13 protein-coding genes are annotated in these 12,696 nt (G+C 68.1%); 9 read left to right on the top strand and 4 right to left on the bottom strand.

What is annotated here, in order from left to right; all coding sequences use genetic code 11:
* Positions 1-87 precede the first annotated feature (87 nt).
* On the bottom strand, positions 88-1,218 hold the full coding sequence (gene dnaN / locus IE264_RS07560) for a DNA polymerase III subunit beta (protein ID WP_015609839.1): 1,131 nt from the start codon (positions 1,216-1,218) through the stop codon (positions 88-90).
* Between the two features lie 916 nt (positions 1,219-2,134).
* Positions 2,135-3,958: a chromosomal replication initiator protein DnaA gene (gene dnaA / locus IE264_RS07565; protein WP_078657412.1), complete on the bottom strand. Its 1,824-nt coding sequence runs from the start codon at positions 3,956-3,958 to the stop codon at positions 2,135-2,137.
* A gap of 381 nt (positions 3,959-4,339) precedes the next feature.
* Here dnaA and rpmH point away from each other — a divergent pair, with 381 nt between their 5' ends.
* From rpmH to IE264_RS07610, 9 genes are all read left to right on the top strand, one after another.
* The gene (gene rpmH / locus IE264_RS07570) at positions 4,340-4,477 is read left to right on the top strand and encodes a 50S ribosomal protein L34 (protein WP_003967884.1); all 138 of its coding nucleotides are present in this window, start codon (positions 4,340-4,342) and stop codon (positions 4,475-4,477) included.
* A gap of 19 nt (positions 4,478-4,496) precedes the next feature.
* Complete coding sequence (rnpA, locus tag IE264_RS07575) at positions 4,497-4,868, top strand: ribonuclease P protein component (protein ID WP_007447378.1); 372 nt, start codon at positions 4,497-4,499, stop codon at positions 4,866-4,868.
* Positions 4,865-5,224 (top strand): membrane protein insertion efficiency factor YidD, encoded by a 360-nt coding sequence (gene yidD / locus IE264_RS07580; protein ID WP_015609841.1) that lies wholly within the window; start codon positions 4,865-4,867, stop codon positions 5,222-5,224. Before rnpA ends, yidD begins: the two co-directional genes overlap by 4 nt.
* Before the next feature lie 3 nt (positions 5,225-5,227).
* Entirely contained in the window at positions 5,228-6,487 is a 1,260-nt protein-coding gene (yidC, locus tag IE264_RS07585; RefSeq protein ID WP_031122537.1) for a membrane protein insertase YidC, read from the top strand.
* A gap of 14 nt (positions 6,488-6,501) precedes the next feature.
* Positions 6,502-7,014 (top strand): Jag family protein, encoded by a 513-nt coding sequence (locus IE264_RS07590; protein ID WP_015609843.1) that lies wholly within the window; start codon positions 6,502-6,504, stop codon positions 7,012-7,014.
* Positions 7,015-7,123: 109 nt separating this feature from the next.
* Positions 7,124-7,840: a 16S rRNA (guanine(527)-N(7))-methyltransferase RsmG gene (rsmG, locus tag IE264_RS07595; RefSeq protein WP_015609844.1), complete on the top strand. Its 717-nt coding sequence runs from the start codon at positions 7,124-7,126 to the stop codon at positions 7,838-7,840.
* 317 nt (positions 7,841-8,157) lie between these two features.
* Complete coding sequence (locus tag IE264_RS07600; protein WP_078618698.1) at positions 8,158-9,231, top strand: ParA family protein; 1,074 nt, start codon at positions 8,158-8,160, stop codon at positions 9,229-9,231.
* Positions 9,231-10,310, top strand: a complete 1,080-nt coding sequence (locus IE264_RS07605) for a ParB/RepB/Spo0J family partition protein (RefSeq protein ID WP_015609846.1) — start codon at positions 9,231-9,233, stop codon at positions 10,308-10,310. The genes IE264_RS07600 and IE264_RS07605 overlap by 1 nt, the downstream gene beginning before the upstream one ends.
* 320 nt (positions 10,311-10,630) lie before the next feature.
* Positions 10,631-11,248, top strand: coding sequence for a GNAT family N-acetyltransferase (locus IE264_RS07610; protein ID WP_015609847.1), 618 nt, complete (start codon positions 10,631-10,633; stop codon positions 11,246-11,248).
* 83 nt (positions 11,249-11,331) lie between these two features.
* On the opposite strand, the gene trxA is transcribed toward IE264_RS07610, so the two are convergent.
* Together trxA and trxB are read right to left on the bottom strand one after the other, a co-directional pair.
* The gene (trxA, locus tag IE264_RS07615; protein ID WP_015609848.1) at positions 11,332-11,664 is read right to left on the bottom strand and encodes a thioredoxin; all 333 of its coding nucleotides are present in this window, start codon (positions 11,662-11,664) and stop codon (positions 11,332-11,334) included.
* A 44-nt stretch (positions 11,665-11,708) separates the two neighbouring features.
* Positions 11,709-12,680 carry a thioredoxin-disulfide reductase gene (gene trxB, locus IE264_RS07620; protein WP_032755861.1) on the bottom strand — a complete coding sequence of 324 codons (972 nt, stop codon included), beginning with the start codon at positions 12,678-12,680 and terminating at the stop codon, positions 11,709-11,711.
* Positions 12,681-12,696: the final 16 nt, after the last annotated feature.

Genomic DNA, 12,696 nt, shown 5'->3' on the forward strand with positions numbered 1-12,696 from the left:
GTGGGCCCGCTCCGCGCCGAACGGGCCCACCGAAACCGCTGTGAAGGTGCCGCCCCGGCCGCTACGGGCGGCGGGCGGCCGGCCGGATCAGCCGGAGAGGCGCACCGGCATGATCAGGTACTTGTACGCGTCGTCCGCCTCGGCGTCCACAGCCGGGCGCCCGCTGAGCAGCGCGGGCTTGGTGGACGTGGTGAAGGAGAGCTGGGCGACCGGGGAGTCGATCGCGCTCAGCCCGTCCAGCAGGAACGTCGGGTTGAAGGCGATCGAGATGTCGTCACCCTCCAGCACCGCGTCGACGCGCTCCACAGCCTGTGCGTCGTCGCTGGAACCGGCCTCCAGGATCAGCACGCCCTGCTCGAAGCTGAGCCGGACGGGGGTGTTGCGCTCGGCGACCAGGGCCACACGCTTGACGGCCTCGACGAAGGGGGCCGTCTCGATGACCGCGACCGAGTTGAACTCGGTGGGGAAGAGCGTGCGGTACTTCGGCAGGTCGCCTTCGAGCAGACGCGTGGTCGTCGTGCGTCCCGCGCCCTCGAAACCGATCAGCCCCTCACCGGCACCGGAGCCCGAGAGCGCCAGGGTGACCGTGTCACCGCTGGTGAGTGCCTTGGCGGTGTCCAGGAGGGTCTTGGCGGGCACCAGGGCGACCGCGGAGGCCTCCGGGTCCTCCGGCTTCCAGAGGAACTCGCGGACCGCGAAGCGGTAGCGGTCGGTGGAGGCGAGGGTGACGGTGTCGCCCTCGATCTCGATGCGCACACCGGTCAGCACGGGCAGCGTGTCGTCGCGGCCCGCGGCGATGGCGACCTGGGCGGCGGCCGATGCGAAGACCTCACCGGGGACGGTGCCCGTGGCGGTCGGCATCTGCGGCAGCGCCGGGTACTCCTCCACAGGCAGTGTGTGGAGGGTGAAGCGCGAGGAGCCGCAGACCACCGTGGCCCGCACACCGTCGGTGGAGATCTCCACCGGGCGGTTCGGCAGGGCGCGGCAGATGTCTGCGAGCAGCCGGCCGGAGACGAGCACCGTGCCGTCCTCATCGACCTCCGCGTCCACGGAGACCTTGGCCGAGACCTCGTAGTCGAAGCTGGAGAAGGAGAGGGCTCCGTCCTCGGCCTTCAGCAGAAGGCCCGCGAGAACGGGCGCCGGCGGACGGGCCGGGAGGCTGCGGGCCACCCAGGCCACCGCCTCCGCGAGTACATCGCGCTCCACCCGGATCTTCACCGGAACCGCCTCCTGCTGTTGCTCGCTCGCCCTGCTGGCCTTCGTCGTCTGGACCGGAGCTCCCTGCCGACGGCTGGGGTGGCTCCGGGGTCCAGTCTGACGCACAGCACCGACAGTCGTTGCTGCTCGGGGTCAAGTCGAGCAGAACGGTGCGAGGCGGTCGCCGGTCGAGTTGTACACAGGCCCCACTTCGAAGCGGATTCCTAGCTAACTCTGAGTGGTAGTAGTAGTAGGCCCTGTGGAAACCGTGGATAACGTCGTTTGCGCAGGTCAGTGCCTGTTTTTTGTCCACCGACCCTGTGGGTGGCACCAGTGGACAACCGGGGCTTTCTGTGGACGGGCGGAAGTTCTGCACACCCGATGCACAGGAGGGGGTCACTTCTCCCCAGCCCTGTCCCCAGCTTTACCCACGTTCCCCACAGCCCACTCGGGCACCTCGGTGTGACGCCTTTCACTCCGGGCGGTGAGAGCGGGTGTCGTGTTGCCGAACAGTGGACAGAGGTGTGGAGAAGCCGGGTGAAGCTGGGGACAACACCGTCCAGCCTGTGGGCCGACGGTGGACAACTGCGAGGGCCCCCTGTGGACGAAAATTCTGTCCACAGGCTGTGGATCACGGTTGACCACAAATCCCCAACCACGTGACCTGGCCTGATGGAGTATCGGCAGCTCGCCCTGTGGACGCAATATGGACAACTTTCCGGTCCCCAGGCTGTGGACGGAAGATTTCCCGCACATCTGTGGAGAAGGGCCTCTGAACAGCGGCTATTCGAACAGCGCAGGGTGCCGGAGGCCGCCGGCAGAGCCCGGGGAACGACCGCAGGGACGACGAAAGGCGCCTCACGCGGACCGCGGGAGGTCGTTGCGAGGCGCCCTACGAGCGCGCTGAGGAGCCCTGTGACGGCTCGAGAGGTGGGCGTCAGCCGTTCTTGATGCGGTTGGTGAGCTCGGTGACCTGGTTGTAGATGGAGCGGCGCTCCGCCATCAGCGCCCGGATCTTCCGGTCCGCGTGCATCACCGTCGTATGGTCGCGGCCGCCGAACTGGGCGCCGATCTTCGGCAGCGAGAGATCGGTGAGCTCCCGGCACAGATACATGGCGATCTGGCGCGCCGTCACCAGGACCCGGCTGCGGGACGATCCGCAGAGGTCCTCCACCGTGAGGCCGAAGTAGTCCGCGGTGGCCGCCATGATGGCCGGCGCGGTGATCTCCGGCGCCGACTCCTCACCGCCCGGGATCAGGTCCTTGAGCACGATCTCGGTCAGCCCGAGGTCCACCGGCTGCCGGTTGAGGGAGGCGAAGGCCGTCACCCGGATCAGGGCGCCCTCCAGCTCACGGATGTTGCGCGAGATCCGCGAGGCGATGAACTCCAGGACCTCCGGGGGCGCGTTCAGCTGCTCCTGCACCGCCTTCTTACGGAGGATGGCGATCCGGGTCTCCAGCTCGGGCGGCTGGACGTCGGTGGTCAGGCCCCACTCGAAGCGGTTGCGCAGCCGGTCCTCCAGCGTCACCAGCTGCTTGGGCGGCCGGTCCGAGGAGAGCACGATCTGCTTGTTCGCGTTGTGCAGCGTATTGAAGGTGTGGAAGAACTCCTCCTGCGTCGACTCCTTGCTCGCCAGGAACTGGATGTCGTCGACCAGGAGGATGTCGACATCGCGGTACCGCTTGCGGAAGGTGTCGCCCTTGCCGTCGCGGATCGAGTTGATGAACTCGTTGGTGAACTCCTCCGAGCTCACGTACCGCACCCGGGTCCCCGGGTAGAGGCTGCGCGCGTAGTGCCCGATGGCGTGCAGCAGGTGGGTCTTGCCGAGCCCCGACTCCCCGTAGATGAAGAGGGGGTTGTAGGCCTTCGCGGGAGCCTCGGCGACGGCGACGGCTGCGGCGTGCGCGAACCGGTTGGAGGCGCCGATGACGAAGGTGTCGAAGAGGTACTTGGGGTTCAGCCGGGCGTGCGGTTCACCGGGTCCCGGCGCGGGCGCCGGCTGGGCGCCCATCGGACCGGGGACCGAGCCGCCGGTGCGCCCGGGGCCGGGGCCGCCCTGGCGGTGCTGCTGGTCGTGCCGGTCGCGCTGCTGCTCGTACCCCTGGCGCTCGGGCGGCTGCGAGCGGTAGTCGTGCTGGGGCCGCCCGGTGCTGTACGGCTCGCGCCACTGCTCGGCGGACTGCTCGCCGCGGTACGGCTCGCTCTCGCGGTAGCTCTCGGAGGAGGGCTGCTCCCGGTCCTGGTACCCCCCGTGCCGCGGCTGCTGCCAGGAGAGGTCCTCCTGGGTGCGCGGCCAGGCGCCCGGCTCGGGGCGCTGCTGCTGGTAGTCGGGGTAGGCGGGGCGGGCCGTCGGCATGCCGTCGTCGGAGGGCCGGTGACCGTATCCGTCGTACCCGTCGTTGTGGGCGTCCTCGCGCGGCTGGCCCTGGTAGCGGTGGCCCTGCTGGCTCTGGTGCATCGGGGGTGTCGGCGGGGAGGGCGGCTCGCCCGCGGAGTCGTCGACGGTGATCGCGATCCGGATGGGTCGCCCGCACTCCCGGGTCAGCGTCTCGCTGATGAGCGGCGCGAGCCGGCCCTCCAGCACGCGCTTGCCCCATTCATTGGGGACGGCCAGGAGGGCGGTGTCGGCGACGAGTGCCAGCGGCTGGCAGCGCTCGATCCACTGCTTGTCCTTCGGCTCGATGCCCTGCTGGCCCTCCCCGAGGAGTTGCTCCAGCACGCGTGGCCACACTGCGGCAAGATCGGCAGGTACGTCAGCCACAAGGCACGCTCTCTCGCATGTCCCACGAATGTGTGGTTCTCGGGACGGGATGGGTCGGGATGGGTGAGGCCCGGCAGTCGGGAAGGAAAAGAACCGGAGTTCAGCCACGGTAGTCAGGCCGGGCCGCGCGGTTCAAGTTGTTGTCCACAGGCTGTGCACAATGGGGGGTCGCTCGGAGCCGGTTTGACCGGATGGCGTAGCCGCGCGTACCGTGACCAGGTCGAGTTGTCGATGGCTGCTGCCGCCTGCCTCCGATGGGCAAAGATCACGATCTGTGATTGTGAAGCGGTGCACTAAGGCGTTTACGCGAGTTCCTCGTGGGCGCACGGTGACAGCCAGGCGATGTCCCGCCAAGACACGAATCATTTCTGGAGCCCCCGAGTGAGCAAGCGCACCTTCCAGCCGAACAACCGCCGTCGTGCCAAGACCCACGGCTTCCGTCTGCGCATGCGTACCCGTGCCGGCCGTGCGATCCTCGCGAACCGTCGCGGCAAGGGCCGCAGCAGCCTGTCCGCCTGATCGCTAACAGGTCCATGACGTGCTGCCTACCGAGAATCGGCTGAGGCGGCGCGAGGACTTCGCGACCGCGGTACGACGAGGACGTCGAGCCGGACGTCCGCTGCTCGTCGTCCATCTACGCAGCGGTGACACGGACCCGCACGTGACTGGGGAGACTGTTCCCCCGCCGCGTGCGGGTTTCGTTGTCAGCAAAGCAGTGGGAGGCGCGGTCGTCCGCACCGCGGTGAAGCGGAAGCTTCGCCATCTGGTCCGCGACCGGCTGGCGCAGCTGCCCCCCGGTAGCCTTGTTGTCGTACGAGCGTTGCCCGGTGCGGGCGACGCCGACCATGCACAGCTGGCCCGAGACCTGGATGCCGCCCTTCAGCGGTTGCTAGGAGGGGGCGCGAGATGAAGTACCCGCTGCTTGCCCTCATCAAGCTTTACCAGTGGACGATCAGCCCACTCCTCGGGCCTGTCTGCCGTTACTACCCGTCGTGTTCCCACTATGGATATACGGCTATCGACCGGCACGGTGCGATCAAGGGAACAGCGCTGACCGCCTGGCGCATCCTGCGATGCAATCCGTGGTCACCCGGCGGTGTGGACCATGTCCCACCACGCAAGCGTCCGCGGTGGCACGAGCTGCTGCGCAACGGCCTGCGCGGTGGCAAGGGCGGGGAGCCCGCCGCTGATGTGCCGTCCGGGGGGTCGGTCTCCGAACCTCCGAGCCCGGCCACAGAGACCTCGCCCAATGCTCAAGGAGCCTGATTAGTGGACACGATTGCCAGTCTGTTCAGCTTTATCACCACGCCCGTCTCGTGGGTCATCGTCCAGTTCCACAAGGTCTACGGAGCGCTGTTCGGCGATGACTCCGGGTGGGCCTGGGGCCTGTCCATCGTGTCCCTGGTGGTGCTGATCCGGATCTGCCTGATCCCGCTCTTCGTGAAGCAGATCAAGTCGACCCGCAACATGCAGGTGCTCCAGCCGAAGATGAAGGCGATCCAGGAGCGCTACAAGAACGACAAGCAGCGTCAGTCCGAAGAGATGATGAAGCTGTACAAGGAGACGGGCACCAACCCGCTCTCCTCGTGCCTTCCCATCCTGGCGCAGTCCCCGTTCTTCTTCGCCCTGTACCACGTGCTGTCGTCCATCGCCTCGGGCAAGAAGATCGGCGCGATCAACCAGGACCTGCTCGACAGCGCCCGTCAGGCCCACATCTTCGGCGCGCCGCTGGCCGCGAAGTTCACCGACAGCGTCGACAAGCTCACCTCGCTGGACGCCACGCTGCTGGACGTCCGGGTCGTCACCGCCGTCATGATCGTGCTGATGTCGGCCTCGCAGTTCTTCACCCAGCGCCAGCTGATGACGAAGAACGTCGACCTGACGGTGAAGACCCCGTACATGCAGCAGCAGAAGATGCTGATGTACATCTTCCCGGTCATCTTCGCCGTGATGGGCGTCAACTTCCCCGTCGGTGTCCTCGTCTACTGGCTGACCACCAACGTCTGGACCATGGGTCAGCAGATGTACGTGATCAACCAGAACCCGACGCCGGGCAGCAAGGCGCAGGACGCCTACCTCCAGCGGGTGCTCAAGACCGTGGACTCCCGCGGGCAGGTCCGTGGCCGGACGCAGCGCAGGACCGTCAAGGCGATCGTGGCCAAGGGCCCCGACCGCAACGACATCGAGCGCAAGTTCATCACCGGGCTGAGCAAGAAGGGGCTCGCGGCTCAGGAGGACGGCACCGTCCAGAAGAGCGAGACGGCCGTCATCGAAGCCGAGGGCGGCGCGGCTCCCAAGCGCCAGCAGCCCAAGCGCCAGACCAAGGCGAAGCGCCAGACGGCTGCCACCGCCTCCGGTGCGGCCAAGGACGAGCCCGAGGCCGGCTCCAAGACCTCGCTGGAGAAGCGGGACGCATCGCAGGACGACAAGCCGACGTCGGCGGGCAAGCCCGCCTCCGGCTCCTCACGCCAAGCCAAGTCCGGACAGCGCAAGGGCCCGCAGCGGCCCAAGCACCCGTCCAAGAAGTAAGAAGGAGTCCACCCGTGACGGAAGGCACCACCTCCACGGCCGCCGCTGAGGGCAGCGACACCCTGACCCGCCTGGAGCAGGAGGGGGAGATCGCAGCCGACTACCTCGAAGGCCTGCTCGACATCGCCGATCTCGACGGCGACATCGACATGGACGTCGAGGCGGACCGGGCCGCGGTCTCGATCATCAGCGACTCTCCGCGTGAACTCCAGAAGCTCGTGGGCCGCGACGGTGAGGTGCTGGAGGCGCTCCAGGAGCTGACCCGGCTGGCGGTTCACCGGGAGACCGGCGACCGCAGCCGGCTGATGCTGGATATCGGCGGCTTCCGGGCCAAGAAGCGCGAGATCCTCGCCGAGCTGGGTGCCAAGGCCGCCAACGACGTCAAGACCTCGGGCCAGCCGGTCAAGCTGGACCCGATGACGCCGTTCGAGCGCAAGGTCGTGCACGACGCGATCGCCGCAGCCGGTCTCCGGAGCGAGTCGGAGGGCGAGGAGCCGCAGCGCTTCGTCGTCGTTCTCCCGGCCTGACCGGATCCTTGTACTGTCGGCCCCGTCTGTTCGCAGGCGGGGCCGATCTTTGTCAGCCTGATAGTCAGCCACCCACAGTGCGCTAGTGCGGTACGGAAGGACGGTCCCCGTGACGGACGCTGCAGAGCTCCCCCAGGCACCTGAAGAGGCGCGGGCGGTATTCGGAGAGCTCTTCCCGGAGGCTGTCCGGTACGCGGAGCTGCTCGCCGATGCCGGGGTGAAGCGTGGCCTGATCGGACCGCGCGAGGTGCCGCGGCTGTGGGAGCGCCACCTGCTGAACTGCGCGGTGCTCTCCGAGGTGGTGCCGGAAGGCGTCACGGTCTGCGATGTGGGCTCGGGCGCAGGCCTGCCCGGCATCCCACTGGCCCTGGTGCGCCCCGACCTCAAGATCACTCTGCTGGAGCCGCTCCTGCGCCGGACGAACTTCCTTCAGGAGGTCGTCGAACTGCTGGGTCTGGACCATGTGACGGTGGTGCGTGGGAGGGCCGAGGAGGTCCTCGGGACGCTCCAGCCCGTCCATGTGGTGACCGCCCGGGCCGTGGCGCCGCTGGACCGGCTGGCGGGCTGGGGTGTGCCCCTGCTGCGTCCCTACGGGGAGATGCTCGCGCTGAAGGGTGACACCGCCGAAGAGGAGATCAACGGCGCCAAGGCCGCACTCAGCAAGCTGGGTGTGCTGGAGGCCGAGGTGCTCCATGTCGGTGAGGGCGTGGTCGATCCGCTGGCCACGGTGGTGCGTGTGGTGGTGGGCGAGAGCCCGGGCGGTGTGAGGTTCGCCGCAAAGAAGGCCAAGGCCGCCCGCACGGGGCGCACCCGTCGGCGTCGCTGAGGGGCGACCTGTGGAGTGGCGACGACCCGGCGGGGAGCGATCCGTCATGGCTACTTCCAGGTGATCTCTGCCGTCTAGCAGGGAAATACCGGAAAAGTAGCCATCTGTACCCCCTGCGGAGTGTCGTGGCCTGGTAGTTGCCCGGCGAGGGCATCGTGTTTCACGTGAAACGTCGCTCTCTGCTGCAGGGAATCATCGGCCGCGGTCGTGCGGCTGCCACACCGCGCGATCGGAAGCCCGTACGGGTTACCGAGTTGTCCACACGCGCGGATTCATCCACAGAACAGCGGGCCTCGCTGGTTCACGACCCCGAAAGCATGGCAGGCTCTGCTCATTGCGAGCCTGTAGTCGAGGAGAGTGAATCGTTGCGGTCCGACGCCAACATCGCGGGACCGATGACCGATCCGGTCCCCGGTCCCCGAACCGAGTCCATGGGGGAGGGTGTTTCACGTGAAACACCGCCGCCGATGGACGACACACCCATCGGTCGTGCTGCCCAGCTGGCGGTCGAGGCCCTCGGTCGCGCCGGTGAGGGGCTGCCTCGCCCTGACCGGACCCGCGTCATGGTGGTGGCCAACCAGAAGGGCGGGGTCGGCAAGACGACCACGACGGTCAACCTCGCTGCTTCGCTGGCCCTGCACGGCGCGCGTGTCCTGGTGGTCGACCTCGACCCCCAGGGCAATGCCTCCACGGCCCTGGGCATCGATCACCACTCCGATGTCCCCTCGATCTATGACGTCCTGGTGGAGAGCCGCCCGCTCTCCGAAGTGGTTCAGCCCGTCCCGGACGTCGAAGGTCTCTTCTGCGCCCCCGCCACCATCGATCTCGCCGGTGCGGAGATCGAGCTCGTGTCGCTGGTGGCGCGGGAGAGCCGGCTTCAGCGGGCCATCCAGGCTTACGAGCAGCCGCTGGACTACATCCTCATCGACTGCCCGCCCTCCCTCGGCCTGCTCACGGTGAACGCGATGGTGGCCGGGGCCGAGGTGCTGATCCCCATCCAGTGCGAGTACTACGCGCTGGAGGGCCTGGGACAGCTGCTGCGGAACGTCGACCTGGTGCGGGGCCACTTGAACCCCGATCTGCACGTCTCGACGATCCTGTTGACGATGTACGACGGCAGGACCAGGCTCGCCTCCCAGGTCGCCGAGGAGGTCCGTACCCACTTCGGCAAGGAAGTGCTGCGGACGAGCATCCCGCGGTCCGTGCGTATCTCCGAGGCACCGAGCTACGGGCAGACGGTGCTGACCTACGATCCCGGATCCAGCGGCTCGCTCTCCTACCTCGAAGCCGCCCGGGAGATCGCCCTGCGGGGTGTCGGGGTGCACTACGAGGCCCAGCACGCCCACACGAGCACGCAGATCAGCCAGCAGAACGTTTCGGAGGGCATGTAGTGAGTGAGCGACGTAGAGGGCTGGGGCGTGGGCTCGGTGCGCTGATCCCCGCCGCTCCCCAGGAGAAGCAGGTGCCGGCGCCCGGAGGTATCTCGGCGCCCGGCGGGGGTCCGGTTCTGACGGCGGAGCGGGGCGTGGCGGCCGCGAAGGTGACCGCGCTCCCGTCGTCCCCGGTGGTGCCGGAGCCGGCGTCCGCGCCGGACCAGGAGGCGGGGGCGTCCGGTGCGTACTTCGCCGAGCTGCCCATCGGTTCGATCACGCCGAACCCGCGCCAGCCGCGTGAGGTGTTCGACGAGGACGCTCTGGCCGAGCTGGTCACCTCCATCAAGGAGGTAGGCCTTCTCCAGCCGGTCGTTGTACGCAAGGTGGGGGCGGACCGCTACGAGCTCATCATGGGTGAGCGTCGTCTGCGGGCCTGCCGCGAAGCGGGCCTGGAGCGGATTCCAACCATCGTCCGGGCCACGGACGACGAGAAGCTCCTTCTGGACGCACTGCTGGAGAACCTCCACCGGGCTCAGCTGAACCCGCTGGAAGAGGCTGCTGCGTACGACCAGCTTCTCAAGGACTTCAAGTGCACCCATGACCAGCTGGCCGACCGGATCGGGCGGTCCCGGCCCCAGGTGTCCAACACACTGCGGCTCCTGCGGCTCTCGCCGCCGGTGCAGCGCCGGGTGGCCGCAGGTGTTCTCTCGGCCGGTCACGCCCGGGCCCTGCTGTCGGTGGACGACTCCGAGGAGCAGGACCGGCTCGCGCACCGCATTGTGGCGGAAGGTCTGTCCGTGCGCGCGGTCGAGGAGATCGTGACGCTCATGGGTTCGCGTCCCACGAGCTCGCCGAAGCCGAAGGGCCCCCGGGCCGGTGGGCGGCTCTCCCCCGCGCTGACCGACCTGGCAACCCGGCTCTCCGACCGCTTCGAGACCCGGGTGAAGGTCGACCTGGGCCAGAAGAAGGGAAAGATCACCGTCGAGTTCGCCTCGATGGAGGATCTGGAGCGGATTCTCGGCTCCCTCGCCCCGGGCGAGGGAAAGGTGCTGGAGCGCCGGCTCTCCGAGACGGCCGACGAGGACGACGAGAGCTGAGTTCCCCCGGGCCCCCGCTTGTGGGGACCGCGCAAAGGGCGGGCCGTGTCCGGTGGTTACCGGAACACGGCCCGCCCTTTGCCCGCTCTCGGTATCCGCATCACCTCTGGGTGGATACGATGCGATCTGGGATGGCGCTTTCACGGTGATCGACCTCGGAGGAGGGCGGGGACCTTGCGAACAGTGAGCCGCAGCCGGCTGGTGACGGTCGGGCTGGGCCTGGGAGCCGTCGGGGGATTCGTCGGCAGTCTGTTCCACGAACGGAACGCGCTGGCGGCCGCACGCGATGCGGCGGGTGAGGGAAGTGAGGAATCGCCGCCATGGGGCGTCGGCTTGTACCGCTCACCTTGGACAACCTTGAGGATCTCCCCGAGCGCTGCCGTGCGTGCGTCTTCTGGGAGCTTGACCCGGTCAGCGGGGAAGCCGCGGTAAAGGCGGGCAAGCCGGAGCTGGAGAAGGAAGCCTGGATCTCCGCGGTGCTCCTTGAGTGGGGCTCCTGCGGCCGGGTGGTCTACGTGGACGATGTCGCCGTGGGGTTCGTTCTCTATGCACCGCCGGCTTACGTCCCGCGTTCGACGGCATTCCCCACGAGCCCGGTCTCCCCCGACGCCGTTCAGCTCATCACCGGGTTGATCGTTCCGGGGTACCAGGGCCAGGGACTCGGCCGCGTCATGGTGCAGACGGTGGCCAAGGACGTACTGCGCCGGGGCTTCAAGGCGATCGAGGCGTTCGGGGACGCCCGTGCGGAGGAGTTCGGCTGTGTGCTCCCGGCGGACCACCTGCTGGCGGTCGGATTCAAGACCGTGCGGCCCCATCCCCGGTACCCGCGGCTGAGACTGGAACTGCGGACGACGCTCTCCTGGAAGGAGGACGTCGAGATGGCTCTCGACCGGCTCCTGGGAGCAGTGCAGAAGGAACCGGTGCTACGCCCGCTCTGACCGGAGTCGGCCGTTACGAGAACGGGCCCACCCCCGGTGCGGGGGTGGGCCCGTTTCACGTGAAACATCGCGCCGGGGCGCCGCTACTTGGTGATGAAGCCTTCGAGGTCGCGGAGGATCGCGGCCTTCGGCTTGGCACCGACGATGGTCTTGGCGACCTCGCCGCCCTGGTAGACGTTCAGGGTCGGGATGGACATCACGCCGTACTTGGCGGCGGTGGCCGGGTTCTCGTCGATGTTGAGCTTGACGATCTCGATCTGGTCGCCGTGCTCTGCCGCGATGGCCTCCAGGGAGGGGGCGATCTGGCGGCACGGGCCGCACCAGGCAGCCCAGAAGTCGACCAGAACAGGCTTCTCGCTCTTGAGGACGACCTCGTCGAAGGTGTCGTCCGTAACGTGCTTCAGGTCGCCGGCCACGGCGGCCTCCTTAGTCTCTCGGGGTGGGAGTGCGGTGGAGAAGTTCAGACTGCCGGGGTCTTCTCCGGCTCGGCGGGCTCCACGTCGGCCAGTGCGGCGAGGAAGCGCTCGGCATCCAGAGCCGCGGAGCAGCCGGTGCCCGCAGCGGTGATGGCCTGTCGGTAGGTGTGGTCGACCACGTCTCCGGCGCCGAAGACACCGGTCAGGTTGGTCCGGGTGGAGGGCGCCTCGACCTTCAGGTACCCCTCGTCGTCGAGCTCCAGCTGGCCCTTGAAGAGCTCGGTGCGCGGGTCGTGTCCGACGGCGATGAAGAGACCGGTCACGGGGAGCTCGGAGGTCTCACCGGTCTTGGTGTTCCGCAGGGTCAGGCCCGAGAGCTTCTGCTCGCCCTTGACCTCGGCGACCTCGCTGTCCCAGGCGAACTTGATCTTCGGGTCGGCGAAGGCCCGGTCCTGCATCGCCTTGGAGGCGCGCAGGGTGTCGCGGCGGTGGACGATCGTGACCGACTTGGCGAAGCGGGAGAGGAAGGTCGCCTCCTCCATCGCGGTGTCTCCGCCGCCGATCACGGCGATGTCGTGGTCCTTGAAGAAGAAGCCGTCACAGGTGGCGCACCAGGAGACGCCGCGTCCGGAGAGGGCGTCCTCGTTGGGCAGGCCGAGCTTGCGGTGCTGGGATCCGGTCGTCACGATGACGGCCTTGGCGCGGTGCACGGTGCCTGCCGTGTCGGTGACGGTCTTGATGTCACCGGTGAGGTCGACGGCGACGACATCGTCGGGGACCAGCTCGGCGCCGAAGCGCTCGGCCTGGGCCCGCATGTTGTCCATGAGCTCGGGGCCCATGATGCCGTCCTGGAAGCCGGGGAAGTTCTCCACGTCGGTGGTGTTCATCAGCGCACCGCCGGCCGTGACCGCGCCCTCGAAGACCAGCGGGCTCAGTGAAGCGCGGGCGGTGTACAGCGCGGCGGTGTACCCGGCCGGTCCGGAGCCGATGATGATCACATTACGGACGTCGCTCACGGGTTTCTTCCTCGTC

Source organism: Streptomyces microflavus, from assembly GCF_014650075.1.
GTDB lineage: Bacteria > Actinomycetota > Actinomycetes > Streptomycetales > Streptomycetaceae > Streptomyces > Streptomyces microflavus.

Bases quoted from the DNA above. Each gene is read 5' to 3' on its own strand.
- yidD (WP_015609841.1), top strand. From the start codon at position 4,865: ATGAAGTACCCGCTGCTTGCCCTCATCAAGCTTTACCAGTGGACGATC.
- IE264_RS07600 (WP_078618698.1), top strand. From the start codon at position 8,158: ATGGCAGGCTCTGCTCATTGCGAGCCTGTAGTCGAGGAGAGTGAATCG.
- IE264_RS07610 (WP_015609847.1), top strand. From the start codon at position 10,631: ATGGGGCGTCGGCTTGTACCGCTCACCTTGGACAACCTTGAGGATCTC.